Annotated in this window: 20 protein-coding genes; 13 read left to right on the top strand and 7 right to left on the bottom strand. The window is 44.0% G+C overall.

The window, feature by feature from the left end; all coding sequences use genetic code 11:
* Positions 1 to 211: 211 nt before the first annotated feature.
* Both DXX93_RS17955 and DXX93_RS17950 read left to right on the top strand, forming a co-directional pair.
* Positions 212 to 1,630, top strand: coding sequence for a sulfatase (locus DXX93_RS17955; protein ID WP_116009312.1), 1,419 nt, complete (start codon positions 212 to 214; stop codon positions 1,628 to 1,630).
* Between the two features lie 78 nt (positions 1,631 to 1,708).
* Positions 1,709 to 3,271 carry a sodium/sugar symporter gene (locus DXX93_RS17950; RefSeq protein WP_116009311.1) on the top strand — a complete coding sequence of 521 codons (1,563 nt, stop codon included), beginning with the start codon at positions 1,709 to 1,711 and terminating at the stop codon, positions 3,269 to 3,271.
* Positions 3,272 to 3,432: 161 nt separating this feature from the next.
* Here the strand turns inward: DXX93_RS17950 and DXX93_RS17945 are convergent.
* A protein-coding gene (locus tag DXX93_RS17945; protein WP_116007661.1) for an IS3 family transposase occupies positions 3,433 to 4,589 on the bottom strand; the annotation gives its coding sequence in 2 pieces (ribosomal slippage) (positions 3,433 to 4,346 and positions 4,346 to 4,589; 1,158 coding nt in all).
* Between the two features lie 455 nt (positions 4,590 to 5,044).
* Between DXX93_RS17945 and DXX93_RS17940 the strand changes: the two genes are divergently transcribed.
* The 4 genes from DXX93_RS17940 (at position 5,045) to DXX93_RS17925 (ending at position 7,563) form a co-directional block, all read left to right on the top strand.
* Entirely contained in the window at positions 5,045 to 5,563 is a 519-nt protein-coding gene (locus tag DXX93_RS17940; protein ID WP_147302716.1) for a hypothetical protein, read from the top strand.
* A 20-nt stretch (positions 5,564 to 5,583) separates the two neighbouring features.
* Positions 5,584 to 6,297 (top strand): hypothetical protein, encoded by a 714-nt coding sequence (locus DXX93_RS17935; RefSeq protein WP_116009309.1) that lies wholly within the window; start codon positions 5,584 to 5,586, stop codon positions 6,295 to 6,297.
* Between the two features lie 7 nt (positions 6,298 to 6,304).
* Positions 6,305 to 6,703 (top strand): hypothetical protein, encoded by a 399-nt coding sequence (locus tag DXX93_RS17930; RefSeq protein ID WP_116009308.1) that lies wholly within the window; start codon positions 6,305 to 6,307, stop codon positions 6,701 to 6,703.
* 95 nt (positions 6,704 to 6,798) lie between these two features.
* The gene (locus tag DXX93_RS17925; RefSeq protein WP_116009307.1) at positions 6,799 to 7,563 is read left to right on the top strand and encodes a ParA family protein; all 765 of its coding nucleotides are present in this window, start codon (positions 6,799 to 6,801) and stop codon (positions 7,561 to 7,563) included.
* 279 nt (positions 7,564 to 7,842) lie between these two features.
* Here DXX93_RS17925 and DXX93_RS17920 read toward each other — a convergent pair whose 3' ends face one another.
* The gene (locus DXX93_RS17920; RefSeq protein ID WP_116009306.1) at positions 7,843 to 8,073 is read right to left on the bottom strand and encodes a hypothetical protein; all 231 of its coding nucleotides are present in this window, start codon (positions 8,071 to 8,073) and stop codon (positions 7,843 to 7,845) included.
* 32 nt (positions 8,074 to 8,105) lie between these two features.
* Between DXX93_RS17920 and DXX93_RS17915 the strand changes: the two genes are divergently transcribed.
* Complete coding sequence (locus tag DXX93_RS17915) at positions 8,106 to 9,227, top strand: DcaP family trimeric outer membrane transporter (protein WP_116009305.1); 1,122 nt, start codon at positions 8,106 to 8,108, stop codon at positions 9,225 to 9,227.
* 26 nt (positions 9,228 to 9,253) lie between these two features.
* On the opposite strand, the gene DXX93_RS21065 is transcribed toward DXX93_RS17915, so the two are convergent.
* Positions 9,254 to 9,829: a substrate binding domain-containing protein gene (locus tag DXX93_RS21065; protein ID WP_258872774.1), complete on the bottom strand. Its 576-nt coding sequence runs from the start codon at positions 9,827 to 9,829 to the stop codon at positions 9,254 to 9,256.
* A complete protein-coding gene (locus DXX93_RS21060; RefSeq protein WP_258872704.1) occupies positions 9,813 to 10,160 on the bottom strand; it encodes a LysR family transcriptional regulator in 348 nt (115 codons plus the stop codon). Before DXX93_RS21060 ends, DXX93_RS21065 begins: the two co-directional genes overlap by 17 nt.
* Before the next feature lie 193 nt (positions 10,161 to 10,353).
* Here DXX93_RS21060 and DXX93_RS17905 point away from each other — a divergent pair, with 193 nt between their 5' ends.
* From DXX93_RS17905 to DXX93_RS21155, 5 genes are all read left to right on the top strand, one after another.
* Positions 10,354 to 12,054, top strand: coding sequence for an L-lactate permease (locus tag DXX93_RS17905; RefSeq protein WP_116009304.1), 1,701 nt, complete (start codon positions 10,354 to 10,356; stop codon positions 12,052 to 12,054).
* Positions 12,055 to 12,131: 77 nt separating this feature from the next.
* Positions 12,132 to 13,832 (top strand): D-lactate dehydrogenase, encoded by a 1,701-nt coding sequence (gene dld / locus DXX93_RS17900; RefSeq protein WP_116010028.1) that lies wholly within the window; start codon positions 12,132 to 12,134, stop codon positions 13,830 to 13,832.
* Between the two features lie 32 nt (positions 13,833 to 13,864).
* Positions 13,865 to 15,013, top strand: coding sequence for an alpha-hydroxy acid oxidase (locus tag DXX93_RS17895; protein ID WP_116010027.1), 1,149 nt, complete (start codon positions 13,865 to 13,867; stop codon positions 15,011 to 15,013).
* Positions 15,014 to 15,432: 419 nt separating this feature from the next.
* A complete protein-coding gene (locus tag DXX93_RS17890) occupies positions 15,433 to 16,527 on the top strand; it encodes an ABC transporter substrate-binding protein (protein ID WP_181902260.1) in 1,095 nt (364 codons plus the stop codon).
* A 131-nt stretch (positions 16,528 to 16,658) separates the two neighbouring features.
* Positions 16,659 to 17,213: a type II secretion system protein gene (locus tag DXX93_RS21155; protein ID WP_116009302.1), complete on the top strand. Its 555-nt coding sequence runs from the start codon at positions 16,659 to 16,661 to the stop codon at positions 17,211 to 17,213.
* 124 nt (positions 17,214 to 17,337) lie between these two features.
* On the opposite strand, the gene DXX93_RS17880 is transcribed toward DXX93_RS21155, so the two are convergent.
* Positions 17,338 to 18,090, bottom strand: coding sequence for a substrate-binding periplasmic protein (locus DXX93_RS17880; protein ID WP_116009301.1), 753 nt, complete (start codon positions 18,088 to 18,090; stop codon positions 17,338 to 17,340).
* Positions 18,091 to 18,794: 704 nt separating this feature from the next.
* On the opposite strand from DXX93_RS17880, the gene DXX93_RS17875 reads away from it, so the two are divergent.
* Positions 18,795 to 19,502 carry a PEP-CTERM sorting domain-containing protein gene (locus DXX93_RS17875; protein ID WP_116009300.1) on the top strand — a complete coding sequence of 236 codons (708 nt, stop codon included), beginning with the start codon at positions 18,795 to 18,797 and terminating at the stop codon, positions 19,500 to 19,502.
* Positions 19,503 to 19,945: 443 nt separating this feature from the next.
* Here the strand turns inward: DXX93_RS17875 and DXX93_RS17870 are convergent, their stop codons facing one another.
* Both DXX93_RS17870 and DXX93_RS17865 read right to left on the bottom strand, forming a co-directional pair.
* Complete coding sequence (locus DXX93_RS17870) at positions 19,946 to 20,803, bottom strand: spondin domain-containing protein (protein ID WP_116009299.1); 858 nt, start codon at positions 20,801 to 20,803, stop codon at positions 19,946 to 19,948.
* Positions 20,804 to 20,819: 16 nt separating this feature from the next.
* Positions 20,820 to 21,629, bottom strand: coding sequence for a spondin domain-containing protein (locus tag DXX93_RS17865; RefSeq protein ID WP_116009298.1), 810 nt, complete (start codon positions 21,627 to 21,629; stop codon positions 20,820 to 20,822).
* Between the last annotated feature and the right edge of the window lie 90 nt (positions 21,630 to 21,719).

Raw genomic sequence — 21,719 nt, 5'->3', positions numbered from 1 at the left:
TGTGGATTCTGCTTGCGCTAAAAAAAACTAGTCATACCAAGTGCCAAAACTGCTAATCGTTTTAGTGTTTTCATTTGCTGTTTCATATCCAAGCTTTTTCATATAGACGAACCAAATGCAAGTTTCCTCAATCATTACTAGCGGAAAAAACTTCCCTAGTCGTCTAACTAAAAAGTTGCCTTGAATTATCAAAAGTCTAAAGAGAGCTAAAATGGGAAAGTTAAAATTTATCTCTGATAAATTTCTGTTGGTTAAATTAAGTGTATTGTTGGGGTGCTTTGCTGCGTCATCAGCATTCGCTAAAGAAAAACCCAATATTTTAGTAATTATGAGTGATGATGCTGGATACTCTGACATTGGTTTCAGTGGCAATAGATTAAATAAAGCCAATTTCCAAACGCCAAATCTAGATAAATTAGCGGCTTCTGGAGTGGTATTTGAACAAGGTTACGTATCAGCTTCAGTTTGTAGTCCGTCAAGAGCAGGAATGCTAACAGGCCGTTACCAACAACGATTTGGTCATGAGTATAATTTGCCTGTAAGGCCAGAACCGGGGGATGTTGAGGAGTATAGTGGGCTAAACGTCGAAGAGTTAACTATAGGCGACCATTTAAAAGCAGCAGGATACAATACTGGTATTATTGGTAAATGGCATCTAGGAAAAGCCTCACAATTTCACCCTAATTCTCGTGGATTTGATCATTTTTATGGATTATTGGGTGGAAGTAGAAGTTACTGGGAAGGCGACGGCCAAGATACAGACTATCGTCGAATTTATAGGAATAAAACCGCAGAGAAATACGAAGGTTACTTAACTGATGTACTAACAGATGAAGCGATTAATTTTATTGATCAAAGTAAAGAAAAGCCTTTCTTTCTATTTCTGTCACACACTGCCGTTCATGCTCCAATGGAAGCAAAGGCAGAATATTTAAAACAGTTTTCTCATATCAAAGACACGCAACGAAGAACACTTGCTGCTATGACACTTTCACTAGATGAATCTGTTGGAAAAGTTATGACTGCACTTAAGGAGAAAAACTTACTCGATAATACCCTTATTGTATTTCTAAATGACAATGGTGGTCCTTCAGATGCAAACTTCTCCAGCAACCTCCCTTTAGTAGGTATTAAAGGTACGTTAGCCGAAGGTGGCGTGCGCGTGCCTTTCACAATGAGTTGGCCGGGTAAAATTAAGCCCGATACTTATTACGACAATCCCATCTCTGCGTTAGATATTTTACCAACAGCGTTAGCGGTCGCTAGTGCAGACAAACAAGGTAACAAGAGGTTAGATGGCGTTAACCTAATGCCATTCATTTCTGGAGAAGAAACAAGCACTCCTCATAAAACACTATATTGGAAACGGGCTGGCTTTGCAGCAGTAAGAGATGGCGACTTCAAATTGATTCGATTTCCAGATCGACCAGCAGTTCTCTACAACATAAAGCAAGACCCATATGAATCGAAGAACCTAGCTGATGATAACCCACCAATCGTAAACAAGCTTCTAAAGAAACTGTTTTCATGGGAAAACGAACTTCAAACTCCTTTGTTCATGACTCATTCAAAGTGGGTTAAACAAAACAGGGAACGATACACCAAGTATACGAATGTAGATAAAGAGTAGCGCTTTAACGCATTCAGTATTTAATCAAATAGATAAGAGAACATAATAATAAATTTGGGGTAAACCCAGAGGAAAGATATGAAGTTAGAAATGTTAGATATAGGTGTGTTTATCGCCTACGTTTTGGGGCTGTTAATTTTAGCCCTTTGGATTTCACGAGAAGATAAGCAAGAAGGAAAGAATACAGAGGATTACTTCTTAGCAAGTAAGGCTCTACCTTGGTGGGCGATAGGAGCTTCACTTATTGCTTCAAATATCTCAGCGGAGCAGATTATCGGTATGTCAGGCTCTGGTTACGCAATTGGTTTAGCAATCGCGTCATATGAATGGATGGCGGCAATTACCTTGATCATTGTTGGTAAGTATATGCTTCCCATTTTCTTGAAAAATGGCATATACACTATGCCTCAATACCTAGAACAACGCTTCGACTCAAAAGTAAAAACAACTCTAGCGCTATTCTGGCTAGCCGTTTACATCTTCGTCAACCTGACGGCTGTTTTGTGGTTAGGTGGCCTAGCAATAGAAACTGTTGCTGGTGTTGACTGGATGTTTGGCATGATTTTCCTTGCTGTGTTCTCAATTGCTTATTCACTTTATGGCGGCCTTAAAGCGGTAGCTTATACAGATATATTACAAGTTGTTTTACTGGTATTTGGTGGATTATTTCTGAGCTACTTAGCGTTAGATGCTGTTTCTGATGGTCAAGGTATATTAGCAGGTTTTGGCGTGCTTACAGAGCATGCCCCCGAACACTTTGACATGATTTTGAGTCCTGAAAATGAGCATTACATGAGCTTACCGGGTATATCAGTATTAATTGGTGGTATGTGGATTATGAACTTCAGCTATTGGGGCTTTAACCAATATATTATCCAGCGTGCATTGGCAGCGAAAGATGTTAAAGAAGCACAGAAAGGTATTGCTTTTGCTGCTTATCTTAAACTATTGATGCCAATAATTGTTGTATTGCCCGGTATTGCGGCTGTTATCTTGTACCCGCAGCTAACTACACCAGACCAAGCGTATCCTTCAATGATGTCGTTAATGCCTGTTGGCATTAAAGGGCTAGTATTTGCTGCATTAGTCGCTGCTATTGTTTCTTCACTGGCATCTATGACCAATAGTATTTCTACTATTTTTACTATGGATATTTATGCCAAGTTAAAACCGGGTAAGTCGCAACGTCACTATGTACATACAGGTCGAATAGCAGCTTTGGTTTCTCTAGCCATCGCATTAGTAGTTGCGGAGCCTTTGTTAGGCAAATTCGATCAAGCGTTTCAATATATTCAAGAATTTACTGGTTTCTTCACTCCGGGTATTGTTGTTATTTTTGTGATGGGCATGTTCTGGTCTAAAGCTACCTCAGCAGGTGCGTTATCCGCAGCGATAGGCTCAGCCGTATTCTCGTTAGCACTTAAGTTCCTATGGCCAGAATTGCCATTCATGGATCGCGTAGGTCTTGTTTTCTTATTATGTCTTGCACTTTGTATATTTGTTTCGCTTGCTAGCAAGAGCCAGTCAAGTAATGAGAGCGTAGATTTAAGCGAAGTTAGCTTTGATACAACTAAAGGCTTTAATACTGCTGCGGTTGGCGTTATCTTGATCTTGATTGCATTATACGCGACTTGGTGGTAAAGACCGACAAACCTAAATTACTGGGGCCATTTGGCCCCTTTTTTGTCAAAATTAATCGACAACTGATCAACCCTTCTATAATCAAAAACGACGACATGCTAGATTAGGTAACATATCGCCGAATGTGTAGAAGTTCAGACCTGATCTAACGATTGTTCTGGTCAACTCCAGCCGGACACTTTTCTAAAAGAATTTTCATACTCTACTGGTGACAGATCACCATTAGCTGAATGCAGTCTTTCTAAGTTGTAATACTTCATATAATCGACAACATCATTTTTCATATGCTCACGCGTAGGTTGAGCCACTTTAAGTAACCAATCATGTTTCAAACTGCCAAAGAACCTCTCCACTACTGCGTTATCCCAACAGGCTCCCACATCACCCATACTCGCTCGAATACCAAATTGTTCGAGCAGCTGACGGTAACGCTTACTGGTGTATTGAGAGCCTCGGTCAGAGTGGAATACTAAGCCTTTAGCTGGTTTTCTCAGGTTATAAGCCCTAATCATGGCTTTCATCACTAAGTCAGTCGTCATACGTTTATCTATATGCCAACCAACAATGCGTCGAGAATATAAATCCATCACAACAGCAAGATACATCCAACCTTCGCCTGTTTTTAAATAAGTCACATCACCAGCCCAAATCTGATTTGGCCCCAACGGATTAAAGTTCTGATTAAGCAAATTATCTGCAACTGCATCAGCATGCTTACGCTTCGTTGTTACCTTGTAGGCAACTCGCTGCTTTACTTTCAGGTTCAACGCTTCCATGAGCTTTCGAGTTCTGTGCTTACCAATTTCAAAGCCTTCTTTGCGTAAGTTTTTATGTAGCTCGCGATAGCCCAAGCTTTCACGACTGCGTTTAAACAGCGCTTTAGCTCGCCGATATAAATGAAGCTCTTCTGCCGTAATTAACTTGGCTGGCCGTTTGAGCCATGCATAGTAAGCAGAGCGACTGACTTGCATCACAGCACACATCTTGCGGACGTCATGAGCCTGACTATTGGCTTTGACGAACTCGTACTTTACTTCATTTCTTTCGCAAAGAAGGCGCTTGCCTTTTTTAAGATCTCTTTCTCCACTTTGAGTTCTTTAACTTCTTTTCTCAGTCGTTTTAGCTCTGCTCGTTCACCTTCACTTAACGCATTGCCAGCTTGTTGTTGTTCAAGTTTCGCTTTCCAGTTATAAATGAGTTTAGTTGTAATTCCCAAAGAGGCTGCGGCTTGTGAGACCGTATAGCCTTGCTCAGTCACTAAAGCTACAGCTTCTTGTTTAAATTCGGTTGTATAGGTTTTGTTTTTTCGTTTTGTCATTTAACACCTCAATATTGGAACATTGTCCTTTATTAAAGTGTCCGGCTCAATTAAACCAGTTCATGGGGTGGTGCGCAGCCGTTTAGCGTCATTTGCAGAAGAAAACTTGTAGTTTTCTTTGGACGATAAATTAAAGTAGCTGGTCAGCATGAGCAGCAGCTTTGCTAACTAAAATTTCGACTCAACTTTCTTTAACGGCAACATTTTCCTTTTGCTAGGCAATAAGTTGCGGCCTGCTCCCCTATCTTTTTTTGCCACCCCCCTGCTGATGGCACCGAGCGCCAATAAAATTGTAACAGCGTAATTGGCTGGCTTATTGCTATGTTAATCGTGGTCTATTGTGACCAAGTGTGTCAGTTGTGGTCATGTGTAACCAAGTATGACTTTATGCACGGTAATAAAATTAATTTCTCACCAACTTATTTTCTGTTAGACAACATTGGATGTAGATGTCTATGAATTCAGTAACCTTCTATAAGACAAACAACCCGGCAATGGTATTTGAGCGCTCTCAAACACAGTCAATCACAGCAGATACCGTTAACACCGGACACAAGGCGGAGCAGAGCACTGCTCGAGATAGAGTGTCAATCTCCATTCAAGCCTATCGGCAACTCGAAAGCACGGCTGATCACGACGCGGCTCAGCAAAATAATGGTGATATTAACCGGCTTAAATACGGCGATCTTAATACTTATGAAAATCTGAGCTTTATGGAAAAAGTCCAGCAAGCCATGATGGACAAAAGAATGGGGCTGGATAGAGAAAAAGTAGAAGAAATCAACGAAAAAATGGACATTATCATTAAGGATGAGACGATCCCGCCCGAAGAGAAAGAACAGTTACTCAAGCAACTTGCCAAAGCAAAAGACGCAGAATACGAAAAAGCTGCTCAACTCACTGAGCAGCAAGCAGAGTCAGCAGCCGTTAGCAAGGCTGCTGAAGGACAAAACGTGGAACAAAACATTGCCTAGCACTATCCAAGGAGTCATCGGTGGAAATCAACCAAATTACTAACCATAGTCATACACCGTCGAATAAAGTTCAGCAACCCATCAACAAAGCGTCAGGAACGACCTTTGCTGATGTGATGTCATCGCTTACTCGAGCACAAGATACTAAAAGCGAGCAAAGCGTAAAGCCGGGTGTTGAATCAGAATACAAAATGCACACCAATAAGGGCGATCAGGTTATCGATCTGGAAAAGTATTTGTCTCCTAAGATTGTACCGGGCCATAATAACTTGCTCGATGCGCCTTTGTTATTGCCAACTGAGCACAATGTCAATGTCCTCTCTAAATACTCACAAGAAGCTGTTCAAGCACTCATGCAGGAATACAATATTCCCGCAGCGCCAAGTTCGATAAGTTTTGATCCTGAGGGCAAACTCCAGTTGCCGGCAGATTACCCTCATGCGGCTGTTTTTCGACAAGCGCTGGCCGAGCATCCACACGTTGAGCGCGCGCTCAGTACTACCGCTGCGGTGGCAAGCCATTACGCCGGTATGATGGAAGCGCGGGCGTTTAGCGATGAAATGTCAGTTGCTCGAACCCAAGCCGATCGCGATCGGGTTGCCGAAAAATATAGCTATTTATTTGATCCAAACCGTCCAGACAAGGAAATAGTCTTAGTGTTTCTCGAAAATGGCGACCTAGTTTTAAAAGAGAAACAAGCTCAGCAGCCGTTAGTCAAACAGAGCCCTCGATAACAATGATATGAGGGAGTTTAAATACCAAAATGAATCAGGTACCCAAGTTGGCAAGTGGTACCTGAATCGCCTTGATTACTTTGAGTTTCATCGTTTTGAAGGTTTTTTTCTGTGGCAAGTGAAAAGCGTCGCTGGGGTTGTGTTAGCTGTATTTTTACTAGGCCAGCTATCACTGTTGTTTTGGTTGCCATTGATATGGCTGGCTTATGTGTCTGGTCTTACCCTTTGGATACTAAAGCAGCAACGCTGTAAATTTAAAGGCTATTTTTTGTTTCCTCACTCGATAGTGACTAACTTAAAAAGCTATAAAAAAGAACATGACCTGTTAGATTTTGATAGCTTGGCAACGCTAGCGCGCGGTGGCGCGAGTAAAGCCGTGGCGTCAGTTAAATTGAATGATCGATAGTCTCATTTAAATCATCTTTATATTGGCAAGTGGCGTTTTTATTTGCGCTAATATTTGATAACGTTGGATTTTCAGTTGAGAGAATAGGGACGTTAATGATTCGGGTACTGTTCAATAAAAAAGGTGGTGTCGGCAAATCTAGCCTGACGGTCAATTTAGCAGCGATTTCGGCAGCACAAGGGTTGAGAACCCTAGTGTTGGATTTAGACACGCAGTGTAATACAACGTCTTACTTGTCTGCGCTGACACTGAGTGAAGAGGACTCAATCGCTGCGCTGTTTGAACAAACCATCACCTTTCATCTACGCAAACGCCCCATTATTGAGTATTGCCAGCCGACCCAATACGACAACCTATTTATTATTCGCGGCTCTGAACGCATTAAAGAAATGGAAAGCGAGCTTGATTCGCGACACAAAATCTACAAGTTGCGCGATGCCCTGAAAAGTATTGAACAAGACTTTGACCGCATTTATATCGACACGCCCCCCGCACTGAACTTTTACACCCTATCCGCGTTAATTGCCGCCGATACTTGTCTGATTCCGATTGATTGCGATGATTTTGCAAGACAAGGTTTATATAGCTTGCAGCAACAAATTCAGGAAATTAGCGAAGATCACAACCAAGCACTCACTATCGAAGGGATAATTGCCAATCAATACATGGCCAATGCCAACCTGCCTAAGCAGATTATTCAAGAGTTAGTGGATGAAGGGCTGCCAGTGGTGACGGAATACATTCCGCAATCGGTGAAAATGCGCGAATCTCACCAACTTAAAGCACCGCTAATTCATATGGCGGCCAAGCATAAATTAACCCAAGCACTTTTGGCGTGCTATCAGCAGTTAGAGCGCTAATGTTGAGGGTTAAATTCCCCTTTTTCCGTTGTTGCTTCACCTGCTCAAATCGCAAATTAAGAGTACAAGCTGCAAGCAAAGCGCAATAGACTAAAAGACAGAGGCAATGAAACTATTAACGCCCACTCAACTAGCGACTTGCTGTTGTCTGAGTAGAGTATCGATAAACGGCTCGCACAAGGTGGCGATGCGCTAAGTTGTCGCCAATGGTCGTTGTGTTTGAGTTGGTGCAAGTACCTGTCGTTGAAAATTATCAAGGCAATCATTTTAATTCCCACTTTACTGCTTTTTTAACGGACTGAGTAAACGGGATTCCGTGATGGTGTTCCTCGGCATTTTGGTCTGTTGCTCGAGCACAATATCAATACCATGTGCTGAGAGTAAACGCCCCAAGCGTAACCATTGATTAGTTAACTTTTGGAAAAAGTCTTTCGTTTTTATTGCATTTATCCGCCCAGCGGTTACCACTAAATTACCCCGCCAATCGATCTGCACTCTCAGCAGTACCATTCAAGATTATTACAAATATCGGGTGAGAATTAATGAAAGCTATTAAACCACTTATGTGTAGCCTAGCTATGACTAGCCTTGGGCTTAGCCAAGTGCATGCCGTGGAATTACTAACCGTTAACACTAACGGAACTGACACAAAGGTGTCGTTAGGTGGCTACGCCAAAGTAGATGTTCGTCATGTGGAAGGTGATATTGCCTACCAAGACTATTGGATTGCTAACTATCCTGCTGGCCGACCAATTGAAACATCACATACGGGCTTTAACGTTAAAGAATCCCGCGTGAATTTAAAAGTACAGCACGGTGAAGTGACAGGTTTTGTCGAAATGGACTTTTATGGCGGCGGCGGTAATGAAGTGGTCAGTAACTCTTCTAATCCGCGATTGAGACATTATTTTATCAAGTATAAAAACTGGATGGTGGGACAAAACTGGACCACGTTTATGCCACTACATGCTTTGCCTGAAACACTAGATTTTGGTGGACCTCATGTCGGTGAAGTATTCGCTCGCCAAACACAGGTGCGCTATACCCATGGCAGTTGGCAATTTGCGATTGAGAACCCAGAGACAAATGGCGACGGTGATGTCGGTGCGGCGGCAAATGGCGTTGGGGTAACGGGTCAGCAAGCAGACCAAGACGAAAGCACCCCAGATTTCGTTGCTCGTTATAACCACAAGGCTGATTGGGGCATGCTCTCTGCTGGTGCGCTAGTGAGAAAAATTGACCAAGGCGGCTTAGATGAAACAGGTGTTGCCTTTAATATCGCGGGTAAAATTAACACTTTCGGTAAAGATGATATCCGTTTTCAGGTAAGCGCTGGTGAAGCTGGCCGCTATGTCGCTGCGGGTTTAACCTCAGATATCGTTGTTGACCCTAGCGATGACCGCCAAAAAGTGGAAAGTACCACAGCGTTTACCCTTGCTTATCGCCATTTCTGGTCAGAAGGAATGCGCTCAACCGTATTTTACGGCGGTGCAAAAACTGACGAGTTGGAGCGTGAACGCAGCCATTGGGGTATTAATTTAATGACAAGTGTGTCAGCAAACTTAGACGTTGGTGGTGAATTTGGTAACTATGCTATCGATGACAAAGGGATTGAGGCAATCGATTCTAATTACCTACAATTTTCTGCCATCTACAAATTCTAAACCGCAGCAGCCTTGCCCGACAAGGCTCAATAAAAATACGCTTTTTCCCGTTGAAAGGCGTCGCGAAAATGCTCAACCAATAGGTTGAGCTTTTTATCCGGCTGACGGGAGCGCGGGTAAACCGCATACACACCCAAATTCTTCGCGGTGTGATCTTTGAGTAATGGTACTAAACGCCCGCTTTGCAACTCTTCGTGAATTAATATTTGTGGCAAGTAAGCAATACCAAAATCATTCAGCACTGCCTGCTTAATCGACTCTAAACTATTGGCGTGAAAACGCCCCAATACTTGCACAAAAAAGTCTTGTTCATGCTCGCTAAATTGCCAGTGATCTGGACCGACACCTTCGTATTTATAAATCAAACATTCGTGTGCTTTGAGGTGTTCGGGGTGCGTTGGAGTGCCATATTTAGCAACGTATTCTGGGCTGGCGCAGACTACCCAGCGGGAATCAATTAAACGGCGAGCGATAAGCGAAGAGTCTGCCAAATCTGCGGTGCGAATCGCCAAGTCAAAACCGTCGTTGATGATATCAACCATGCGATTAGTGACAATTAGCTCAATTTCGACTTCCGGGTGGTGTTTACAAAATTCGGCAATTGAGGCGCTTAACAGAACGTGGGCTGAAACAACGGGGGACGGTCACCTTAATTTTGCCCCGAATGGCATCACCGTAGCCTGTTACTGTGTCTTGTGCATCTTGCAAAGCTTGTTTGGCAAGGCGCGCTTTGCCGTAAAGTGCATGACCCGCTTCGGTAAGGTTTAACGTGCGTGTCGTGCGATAAAGAAGTTGTACGTTGAGCTCTTGCTCCAGTCGCGTTATCCGTTTACTGACCACAGAATTGGTCATTTCTAACTTCTCGGCCACTTTTGAAAATGACCCCTCATCAACTACTTGTACAAAAAGAAAAATATCGTCTGCTTTAACCATGCGTTAACCAAATAAAGAGCGGATTATGTCAAAAAAGGAAAAAAAGATTCTCTTTTATCAATATATATTAATTATTCCGTTAATTGTACAGTCCCGCTAATTTTGTTTGCCAAAACGATCACGACAGCACTTATCAAAAGTACGCAAAAAGGCAAACGATAGTCTAAGAATATATCGATTAGGAGACTTGAGAGTGAGTGAACTTACTCTGGGCTTTTTGGCGTTGATGCCAATTGCTCTTTCAGCATTATTATTGGTTGGTTTACACTGGCCAGCAAAAAAAGCCATGCCAGTAGTACTATTGGTGACCGCTTTACTGGGTTTATTCGTTTGGGACATGAGTGCCAATCGCGTGATTGCCTCTATTTTACAGGGGATGGGGATCACCGTCTCTGTACTATGGATTGTCTTTGGCGCCATTTTCCTGCTTAATACCTTAAAACATACCGGTGCGATTGCCGTTATTCGTCAAGGTTTTACGCAAGTATCCCCTGATAGACGTATCCAGGCGATTGTGATTGCTTGGTGTTTTGGTACTTTTATTGAAGGTGCTTCTGGCTTTGGCACACCTGCTGCGATTGCCGCGCCACTGCTTGTCGCCATTGGTTTCCCAGCCGTTGCTGCGGTATTGATGGGGATGATGATCCAAAGCACGCCAGTATCATTTGGTGCGGTGGGTACGCCCATCGTGATCGGTGTTAACAAAGGTTTAGACACAGTTGCGATTGAAGCACAATTAGCTAGCCAAGGTTGGACGTGGGAGCAGTACCTACAGCTTATCACGGCTGACGTTGCCATTATTCACGCCATTATTGGTACTTTGATGCCATTGTTTATGGTGATGATGCTAACTCGCTTTTTCGGCAAAAATAAAAGCTGGAAAGAAGGCTTAGAAATTTTACCGTTCGCATTATTCGCGGGTATCGCCTTCACCATTCCTTATGCGCTCACAGGCATTTTCCTTGGGCCAGAATTCCCGTCACTAATCGGTGGTTTGGTTAGCATGGCCATTGTGGTGAGCGCTGCCAAAAAAGGTTTCTTAACCCCTAAAACTCATTGGCAATTCCCAGAAAAATCGCAATGGCCAGAAAACTGGTTAGGTAAACTGGAAATTGCGGATAACGATCTGAAAGTGACTAAGTCAATGTCACAAGTGGTTGCTTGGACGCCTTATTTGCTCGTGGCGGCACTATTAGTGTGTTCGCGTGTATTTGGCGACTTTAAAGCACTACTTAACAGTGTCAGCATTGGCTTTACCGATATTCTTGGTGAAGCCGGCGTGAGTACAGCCTTTAGCCCGCTATACTTGCCGGGCGGTTTACTGCTAATTGGCGCGCTAGCGGCGGTATTGTTGCAAGGTAGCACAACCACGCGCGGTGATGCGTTAAGCAAAGCCTTTAAAGAATCGAGTAAAACCATTTTTAGTGCTGGCTTCGTGCTGATTTTCACTATCCCTATGGTGCGTTTATTTATCAACTCTGGCGTTAACTTGGCTGACCTACCGAGCATGCCAATGAGCAGCGCGCAAATGTTTGCCACTTGGTTTGGCGATGCCTTCCCGCTGATCAGCCCAACGATTGGCGCACTAGGTGCCTTTATCGCTGGCTCAAATACTGTGTCGAACATGATGTTTAGCCAGTTCCAGTACGAAGCGGCAGTCAGCTTGCACCTATCGCCTGCGATTATTATCGCCGCCCAAGCGGTTGGTGCCGCAGCAGGTAACATGATTGCCATTCACAACGTGGTTGCAGCCAGTGCCACCGTTGGTCTGCTTGGCCAAGAAGGGGCAACTTTAAGAAAAACCATATTACCAACCATCTACTATGTATTGTTTGCTGGCGCGCTCGTGATGTTCGCGCTATACGGCTTGCAACTCACAGGCCCGCTTAGCTAGCAGGCAACAGGTTAATGGGTAAAGGGCTAGCTGGTAAAAGGTTAGCCTACTCTAGCGATCATCAACTTGAGATTGATATGGATAAGAAACAGCTTATTTCAGATTTAACCAGTGCACTTGGCGAAGACAAGATTCGCGTTGGCGAGAAAAGTACCGAGCACTTTCGCACCGGCTGGCGTTCGGGTGGTGGCAGCGCATTAGCGGTTGTCTTTCCTGAAACTCTGGTTGAATTTTGGCTGGTGTTAAAACTTTGCGTGGCTGCTGACTGCATTATGATCATGCAGGCGGCGAATACTGGCCTGACAGAAGGCTCAACCCCTAGTGGTGATGACTATGACAGAGACATTGTCATCATTAATACCTTAGCGATGAATAAGCTCTTGGTATTAGGCGAAGGTGAGCAAGTGATCAGTTTCCCGGGAACGACGTTACATACCTTGGAAAAAACACTCAAGCCACTTAACCGTGCGCCGCATTCCGTGATTGGCTCTTCTTGTTTGGGCGCATCGATTGTTGGTGGTATTGCGAATAATTCTGGTGGTGCACTCGTCAAACGCGGCCCTGCTTATACTGAATTGTCACTCTATGCTTGGGTGAACGAGCAAGGCCAACTGGAACTCGTCAATCATCTGGGTATTGACTTAGGTGATACACCAGAGCAAATCCTGGCGAACTTAGAAGCGGAAAAGTTCTCGCTGGCAAGTTTAGCAACCCAAGAAAAAGCCAGTGCTAGCGACTACTTAGAGCGTTTGCGCGATGTCGATGCTGATACGCCAAGTCGCTTCAATGCCGATACGACTCGTCTTTATGAAGCCAGTGGCTGTGCGGGTAAAGTCGCGGTATTTGCGGTGCGTTTAGACACGTTTGAAGTCGCTAAACAAGAGCAAACCTATTATATCGGTACCAATAATCCCGATACCTTAACCCATTTGCGCCGCCATATTCTTAGCAACTTTAAGCACCTGCCAGAAGTCGGTGAGTATATGCATCGCGATATTTTTGATATTGCCGCGAAGTACGGTAAAGACACCTTTTTGAGTATCGAACATTTGGGCACCGACAGGCTACCTAAACTGTTTGCCTTAAAAGGGCGTGTAGATGCCACGTTAAACAAGGTGCCATTACTGCCCAAGTATTTAAGCGATCGCGTATTGCAAGTGGCAAGCAAGTGCTTTCCACAGCACCTACCTGAGCGTATGTTGGCGTACCGTGACAAATACGAGCATCACTTAATTTTGAAAATGAGTGATGAAGGGATTGCTGAAGCGTCTAGCTTTTTGGCGAGCTATTTCAAAGCAAACCCTGAGGCAGGTGATTACTTCGAATGCCAGCCAGATGAAGCCGCCAAAGCTTATTTACAACGTTTTGCTGCTGCCGGTGCAGCCATTCGTTATCAAACATTACACGACAACTCGGTTGGCGATATCTTAGCGTTAGATATTGCGCTTAGGCGCAACGATCCACTGTGGCAAGAGCAACTGCCAGCGTCGATCGCCAGCCAAATCGATAAGTCATTATATTATGGACATTTCTTCTGCTATGTCTTCCACCAAGACTATGTCCTAAAAAAAGGTGCCGATGCCAAAAAAGTGAAAAAAGAAATGCTCGCGCTACTCGACTCTCGCGGGGCGAAATACCCTGCTGAGCACAACGTCGGTCACCTTTATGAAGCAGAGCCGGGCGTAAAAGCCTTTTATCAACAGCTAGATCCAACCAATAGCTTTAACCCGGGCGTTGGCCAAATGGACAAGCACAAACGCAACTGTGCTTGTTGTTGATCAGTAAAGAATTAAGTGATGAGGAATTGCCAATGATGCGATTAAGCCAATGCCATAACTTTCAAGACTTTAGAAAGTTAGCGAAACAGCGCCTGCCGGGCCCTATCTTTAACTATATTGATGGCGGTGCCGACGACGAAACTACCTATCGTCGCAACACAGATGCGTTTGAAAGCTGTGACTTACTGCCAAGCGTGCTTACAGGTGTTGAAGATGTGGACTTATCGACTACCGTGATGGGGCAAAAGCTGGACATGCCAGTGTACTGCTCACCAACCGCTCTGCAGCGCTTATTCCACCATAAAGGTGAGCGCGCGGTAGCGCTAGCGGCAGAAAAATACGGCACTATGTTTGGTGTTTCTTCACTAGGTACGGTTAGCCTTGAAGAAATCGCTGAATTGGTAGACACCCCGCAAGTGTACCAGTTCTACTTCCACAAAGATCGCGGCTTGAATAAAGCCATGATGGAGCGTGCCAAAGCCGCTGGCGTTAAAGTGATGATGCTAACGGTTGACTCTATTACCGGTGGTAACCGTGAGCGTGACTTGCGTACCGGTTTCTCTATTCCGTTCCGTTTAACCCTTGCGGGCATGATCCAATTTGCCATTAAGCCAATGTGGGGCATTAACTACGTTACTCATGAAAGCTTTAGTTTACCTCAGCTCGATGCACATATTGATATGGGCAATAGCAGTAGCTCAATTGGTGATTACTTCACTAAAATGCTTGACCCATCAATGAACTGGCAAGACGTTGAAGAGATGGTGAAGTTCTGGGATGGCGAATTCTGCTTAAAAGGCATTATGACGGTTGAAGACGCAAAACGCGCCGCTGATATTGGTTGTACCGGTATCGTGATCTCTAACCACGGTGGTCGTCAACTTGACGGTTCGCGCAGCTCATTTGACCAACTCGCGGAAATTGTTGATGCTGTGGGTGACCGCATTGATGTGCTGTTCGACAGTGGTGTGCAGCGCGGTACCCATGTGCTTAAAGCCTTATCACTCGGTGCAAAAGCGGTTGGTATTGGTCGCGGTTACTTATATCCATTAGCCGCAGCGGGTCAACCGGGTGTAGAGCGTATGCTTGGCCTAATGAAAGAAGAGTTGTTACGTGATATGCGCTTAATGGGCTGTAACTCACTTGATCAACTATCGCGCGGTAATCTGCGTTTTAGATAACCCTAGTTGATGGGCTTAGGCAGTGTATGCTGCCTTTGCTAATCTGCTCAGTTATTGCCATTTTTTCAACATTATCAAGACAACCCCCTTAAAATTCCGATACATGCTAAAGAGTGAAAAAGTCGCTTTAACGTATCGGAATTTCATGCAAAATGCTGCACGCTGGCATAACTACTTTTCACCTAGACTCCTGAAAGCATTGCTTTCCCCATTGAATTAATTGAGCAATTATCAGCACCGCTGGCACGCTCCCCAAGGTCGAGATAAAAATATTCTTTGCCTTCTATGCTAATCTTGTTGCAAGTACTGGCAATGATGGGGCATTGCATATCAACACTCTTATTCACCAAGTTGTTCACTTATTTTTGCATGCTTTATTACTCTTATTCTGTGTAAGCCTTAATGTCAACGCGAATACCTTGGCACTTAGCAAAGGAGCAAACGAACAAGCCGAAAAAACTGGTGCTGCGCTTGTTCAAAAGAAGCCCTCGATTGCCTTAATTTTACCGCAAGCTGCTGAGCACAGCTTTTGGCGAATCGTCGAAGATGTCGCGTATACGGTGGCTGCTGATCTCGGTATTAATATTCAAACTTATACCTCAATTGAAAGCCGTTTTTCGTTGCTGAGCACAGTTGAACATTTGCTCCGTCAGGACAATAAACCCGATTATGTCATTATTCGCCCCTACCAAGGTAATGCCAGGGCATTGTTTGATCTGCTTCACCAAGCAAACGTTAAATTTATCACCTTAGAAGATACCGATTTTGATAATCAAGATGGCATTATCCAATACCCCACTGAATCTTATCCTAATTGGATAGGGGAAGTTGTTTATGATAATCAACAAGGTAGTCAACTGTTGCTGGATGCGTTGCTGCGTGAGCATAAAAATGCATATCCAAATAAGCCAATAAATGTGGTGGGTTTGGGGGGCAATTTTAATTCCGTTTCCAAGCAGCGCGAGCAAGTACTGGTGGATATGGACGCTAAGCAAAAGCTCCAGCTAAAGCAGGTATTTTCGACCAACTGGGATAAGCAAATTGCGCAGGACAAATTACCGGAGATTTTGCGTCGCTACCCACAGGCTCGATTAATTTGGTGCGCTAACGATGACTTGGCACTGACTGCGTATCAATTGGCTAGTAAGCAACATAACCAGCCATACTTTATTGGTGGCTTTGATTGGCTGTCAGGCGCGATTGAGAGTATCGAGCAGGGCAAGCTCACTGCGTCAGTCGGCGGACACTTTTTAATGGCAGGACAAGCCGTGTTGCAAATTGCCCAATATCAGCTTGCTGATGCCCCTCAGCGCTATCAGGATTCATTAGGAAAATATAATTTTGAGTTAATCACACAAACGAATGTTCGTCAGTTTAGTCGCTTTATCAAGCGCAAAGGCTGGCAATTTTTATCTTATCAACACTACCTTCACCATGGCGTAGGGCTCGCGCCACAAAGGCTTTCAATAACGAGTATGATTAAGCTTTACAATGAGTTAGCGAAATTTGACTAGTTTACTCGCTGGTATTACGTTAGTATCCAGATGAGGAGATTACGCCGTCATATGGTTATCTCGTTGTTTAACGCTTGAGCTAAGGATTAGCAAAAGATCCTTGTCTTTTTAACAAAGTCGCATGGAAAAATATGAATAGTAGTAAGAAAGTGAATACTGGCTTCACTTTAATAGAGTTAGTGGTTGTTATTGTGATTTTGGGGATCTTAGCGGCTGTCGCTGCCCCGCGTTTTATTAATCTCGCTTCTGATGCACATGAATCAGTATTTAATGCCACCTTTGGCAACTTTCGCTCTGGTATGGACCTCGCTCATTACAAATGGCAAGCATCCGGCGCGCCAACCGGTGCTGGCGCCATCGATTTAGTCGATGATCTGGATTTTAATAGCTTAGGTTATCCAGCAGGCACAGATGATGGTACGCAAGTCTCTTCGCCGCAAGACTGTTTAGCGGTTTTTAACGGAGTACTCAACACAGATTTAATCGCTGCAATTCCAGCAGGTGATGGCAATGGCATCAAAAATTTAGCGGCTAATGTAGATGTTGCTGTGACCAACAATGCCGATACTTGCTACTACACCTTTGTCTCTGAATCAAAAGCGGTTGGTTACAACGCACGCCAGTTTAGATACTTATACACAACTGGCGATGTGGTTGAGTTTCCCGCAGGATTTACGATTCCTTAATCGCGAAAGCTAATGCATACGAGCCTATGGATTAACGGTAATCTTGTATAAGTCGTTGGTAAATAGATTCAAAAACGCCCATACAAATTGAGTTTGTATGGGCGTTTTTATCATTAAGGGCAGGTTACTTATTGTTAGTACCTTTGTAGTGGACTTGCCTAATTTCAAGAAACTCGCCATTAGCAACTCCTTGCTCAATAATTCCTTCTAACTCAGCTCTACGGTGAAAGAGTTGTGAGTTTGGTGAAATGACAAAATGCGATTGCTTTCTCAAGTATTTGGGTTGCCAAGCTGATTTAACTATTTGTGCTGCTAAGCCCATTTTTTTCAGTACTGCCTTAGTGCTTAGGTTCGTATGAAAGAAGCCATCAATGCGTTTGTGTTTTAAAAGCAGGACCTTTTGTTCTAGGGTATTAACGGTGATTTTTTTTGATGCCTCATCGTTATCAAAAATTGGGAATACTCCTGAGCCTGTGTTTAAACCAATGGTAGCGTTAATGAGTTGCTGGTAATTGGTGATTTTATTTTTGTCGTCGTGATTGACGAACAGGTATTCGGTGATCGGGCTATACGCGGGTTGCAAAAAGGTTAGTGCAGGGTTTTCTCGGTAATTGAGAATAATAATATCGATAGTTCCTTTTTCAAGCTCCTTGATCCGCCGTGCCAATGGCATAGGTTTGATATTGACTTGCAGATTAAGTTGTTGGCTTAGATAACGCATATATTGGGCGTGTAAACCTGTGGGAAAGTCCGGCGATACCGATGCGGTAATCGCATCATTTTCGGCATGTGAAACAACATCTTTAGCAAGCAGAGAAATTGGCAGTGTAAAAAATGCTGACACTAGTAGGGTTTTTAAATGGTAACTTATAGTCACAATACTGACAGCCTTCTATTAATCTTGGTTTGAACATCCCTTATTGCGATAAAACGCCAGCCAACTTGGTCAGACATTGTAACTGCAACATTCAGCTAGGTACTTTGATTAGGTTGAGTTGAAGTCCCGACACAGCTTTGCTTTCAGTGCTTTGCTTTGGCTTTCAGTGCTTTGCTTTGGCTTTCAGTGCTTTGCTTTGGCTTTCAGTGCTTTGCTTTGGCTTGAGTGATTTGGTCTAAGTACTAAGGTTAAAGTACGCAGCTTTAAGTACGTAGGTTTACGCAGGGTGCTTTAAGTATAGTGCGCTTCACTCAAGGCGACTGTTTTTCTTTGATGGCAGTATTTTTAATTTTGAAGTCGGCAATTTTGCCACCGCAATTGGCTAAGCGCGTTAATTTAGCTTTGCTTTTTCCTGTGCCTATGCGTGAGATAGCTAAGTTGGCAGATATTTGGCTTTTACTTCGTTAACTTATTGAACCGTAAAATGATTCTTATTGAGTGTCAGAATATTTAACACTTTACCCTTTTGAAACAAGGATGTTAATTTAACTGTATGATAAATAATGGCTTTTCAGGGTGGTGTTTTTCTTGCTTAAACCTCGGTCAAGTACAATGTTAAATATAGTAACTAATTGTTTAGCATAGAGAATATAAGTATTACTGTATTCATTTTTTAATTAACTTGTTTTAGTTTAGGTTGTAGCATGTTGAAGTCTATTAAAAGCCTTTCGTTTTTATCTCTATTCCTTATTTTTACTGATGCGCAAGCCAATATTATTGTTGATACCAGTTTGTGGACATTAGCCGAATCCCCCGCTCGTGGTGGCTCGCAAGGTATTACCAGTGCAAATGGCAATCAAGCGATACAAAATAACAATGCCAATGGCGCTTTAATTAGTGATTTTATCTTTGATGGTGATTTTGTCTTTAGTGGCTTTATGACACCAACATCGGATTTATTTGATGATGACGATATTCTCGGTGTTGTGTTTGGTTGGCAAGACGAGCGAAATCATTACCGCTTGGGTTGGGAGCAAGGTGGCCTGAACGATCGTGGTGACCGTGCTGACGGCCGATACGCCGTTTCAAGTGGTATGTTTTTAGTTAAAGAAGTCGATGGTGTTTCAAGCACTTTGTTTGAGCAGGAACTGTTTTGGCAAGATGATGTTAATTACCGCTTTAGCGTTGCACGAGCAGGTGAGCAAATTTCATTTAGCTTAGGTGGTGTGGAGCAATCGTTTATCGACAACAACTTTACCCGTGGGCATGTTGGTTTTTACACTGAGAGCCAAACCGCACGCTTTGCGAGCTTAACTGGTAGTTCAACTAGCGCTCAAATTCCAGAGCCAGATACCTTAGCCTTGCTGGGTTTAGTGTTACTTGGCGTCGCGGTGCGTAAATCTCGTCGTTAAGCCAGTAGTCATGGTGTAACGGCTGACTTTTCTGTCACTATGTCATAAATCAGCTAACGACTGAGTGGTTTCAATATAACTAGTGTCGGCGCACGTTTGTGATAGCTGTTAATTGTTCGGAATACTTGAGTTTAATTAGCCTGCTAGGGGTAGCGGCTATTTATTAGTGGTGGCTCCGGGCGTTTAAAAAATTAGAAATTGAATTAGACCGTTGTTACAAAATGTATAAATTGCACAATGCACTAGCAGCTCTATGTAACGATTGTGACCGTATCGACATCGACACACCATCCGCGCCGAGTTTATTGAAGAGCAAGCACCAACGAGTGTTAGTGAATAATACATAGGGCAATAAAAAAGGCTTCCATTGGAAGCCTTTTTTATTCTACTTATGCCGCTAAGACATTATTTGAGGTTAACGCTTTTAGGTTTAACGAGTGCGTTTATCGAGTACGCGTGATAGTGACTTTCGCCGTTGGATTATCCCAACGGTGTCCCTCTGTCAGAACAGAAGTACTCAAACCTTCCATGCTAGGGTCAGTAGCGTTTGCACTGGTCGTTGCACCGCGGTGGAAGTGTACGCGATCAAATAAGTCATCACGCGTTGCATCGAAACCAGCTGCTGCACCGCCGCCGCCAGCTGCTGCCGCCGCAGGACCAGGCATAGTGTCGGCCGTTTCCGTATTCGCTTCTGTGCCTGAGTCCCATGTTGGTGTCATAAAGCTTGCGCTTTGGCCAACCGTCATGTTGCTCACGTCCATCGCATTTAATGCAGTGAAGGCATCATTGGTGTTAACTAGCATGGTTGCAAACGATAGGCGAAGATTATCTACGTCTAACGCTGGTACAACGAGTGTGTAAGTATTACCAATTGAACGCGGTGGAATCGGGCCACTACCTGATTGTGAGTCAAGGTAATAAACAGAGCCCATCGCTTCGCTTAGTAAACTCGCGTTGCTGCCGCCTTCTGCTAATTCTTCAATCGCTACGCTCGCTGGTTCACCATCGGTGAATGCGCTGTAACCGGCCTCATGCAAAATAATTGCTGCTGGTGAGAACGGTTGCGCGTAAGTTAAGTTAGTAATTTGTACTGTGTAGACTGCTGTGTTGCCATTGCCGTCCTGACCATCTTGGCCATCTTGACCCGCAGGGCCTGCTGGACCAGCCGGACCTGCTGGTCCTTGCTCACCTTGTGGGCCTTGAGCACCGTCAGCGCCATCGTCACCGTCATCAAAACAGCCACCTAGGCCTAGTGCCAATGACAAAACCAGGAGTCTCACGCTAAGTGTTGACTTTCTCATGATTTACTCCTCCAACTTATGGTGCTGGTACAGTAATAGTAACGCGAGCAACAGGGTTTAACCAACGGTGTACAGTAGAGTCTAGATCGCTTGCGCCACCTGAATCGCTTGTGTCACCTAAAACGTTACGGTGAATGTGTACTGGGCCGTCTGTACCATCTTCAACTTGACCATTTTCGATAACCGCACCAACACCTGTGCCACCTGTGCCTAATGGCACTGGAGAAGCACCGCCACCAGCAACACCTGGTACACCATAGCCGCCTAAGGCATTACCTGTACCGGCTTCGGTTACATCGGTGCGTGCACTGTTTAATTCGTCGTTTAATTCGGTACCTGCGTCATATGCGTTCAGGTAATAAGTGTAGGTGCCCGGCTCTGTTGGGATCATGATTGAGTCTAAACCGACGAAAGCATCGTTAGTTGGTACCAACATAGATAGTAAAGATAAGTAAGGCTTGTCCATGGTATCGAACGGGTAGCTAAGCGTCATTGATGGCGCTAATAAACCACCAAAACGGTGCCAAGTGTTTGAGCCATTGTCAGTATCTTCCGGCCCTAGCACAGCTTCGAAGTTTTGACCGCTAGAAGCTGCATTTTGTTCGTCTTCAATAACGCCAGCTTCTGCTAACCATGCTAGTGCTGTTGAAGCTGGTTGACCCACTTCAAACGCATCAACTGTATCGTCGTGCGCGATCACTAAACGCGGTGTGAAGTTTTGTGCGTGTGTTAAATTGGTGATACTAATATCGATTGTTTGCGCATTGGCGAAGCTTGAAGCTGCGAGCCCAAACGCAAGGCCTGTTACAACTTTGTTAAATCTCATCTCTGTTTCCTCTTAATTTTTTTATGCTGAGCAGCAATATAAAAGTAGAGGTTTGTTCCTCGCTAATCTTCACAAAATTATAACGAATTG

Source organism: Thalassotalea euphylliae (assembly GCF_003390335.1).
In the GTDB taxonomy this organism is placed as follows: domain Bacteria; phylum Pseudomonadota; class Gammaproteobacteria; order Enterobacterales; family Alteromonadaceae; genus Thalassotalea_F; species Thalassotalea_F euphylliae_B.
This window is presented reverse-complemented; position numbering and strand designations above follow the sequence as displayed.

Excerpts from the sequence above, each read along its gene's own strand:
- DXX93_RS17920 (WP_116009306.1), bottom strand. The coding sequence starts at position 8,073 with ATGGTACTGCTGAGAGTGCAGATCGATTGGCGGGGTAATTTAGTGGTA.
- DXX93_RS21155 (WP_116009302.1), top strand. The coding sequence starts at position 16,659 with ATGAATAGTAGTAAGAAAGTGAATACTGGCTTCACTTTAATAGAGTTA.
- DXX93_RS17915 (WP_116009305.1), top strand. The coding sequence starts at position 8,106 with ATGAAAGCTATTAAACCACTTATGTGTAGCCTAGCTATGACTAGCCTT.
- DXX93_RS17925 (WP_116009307.1), top strand. The coding sequence starts at position 6,799 with ATGATTCGGGTACTGTTCAATAAAAAAGGTGGTGTCGGCAAATCTAGC.
- DXX93_RS17865 (WP_116009298.1), bottom strand. The coding sequence starts at position 21,629 with ATGAGATTTAACAAAGTTGTAACAGGCCTTGCGTTTGGGCTCGCAGCT.
- DXX93_RS17930 (WP_116009308.1), top strand. The coding sequence starts at position 6,305 with ATGAGGGAGTTTAAATACCAAAATGAATCAGGTACCCAAGTTGGCAAG.
- DXX93_RS21060 (WP_258872704.1), bottom strand. The coding sequence starts at position 10,160 with ATGGTTAAAGCAGACGATATTTTTCTTTTTGTACAAGTAGTTGATGAG.
- DXX93_RS17955 (WP_116009312.1), top strand. The coding sequence starts at position 212 with ATGGGAAAGTTAAAATTTATCTCTGATAAATTTCTGTTGGTTAAATTA.
- DXX93_RS17870 (WP_116009299.1), bottom strand. The coding sequence starts at position 20,803 with ATGAGAAAGTCAACACTTAGCGTGAGACTCCTGGTTTTGTCATTGGCA.
- dld (WP_116010028.1), top strand. The coding sequence starts at position 12,132 with ATGGATAAGAAACAGCTTATTTCAGATTTAACCAGTGCACTTGGCGAA.
- DXX93_RS17940 (WP_147302716.1), top strand. The coding sequence starts at position 5,045 with ATGAATTCAGTAACCTTCTATAAGACAAACAACCCGGCAATGGTATTT.
- DXX93_RS17895 (WP_116010027.1), top strand. The coding sequence starts at position 13,865 with ATGATGCGATTAAGCCAATGCCATAACTTTCAAGACTTTAGAAAGTTA.
- DXX93_RS17950 (WP_116009311.1), top strand. The coding sequence starts at position 1,709 with ATGAAGTTAGAAATGTTAGATATAGGTGTGTTTATCGCCTACGTTTTG.
- DXX93_RS17875 (WP_116009300.1), top strand. The coding sequence starts at position 18,795 with ATGTTGAAGTCTATTAAAAGCCTTTCGTTTTTATCTCTATTCCTTATT.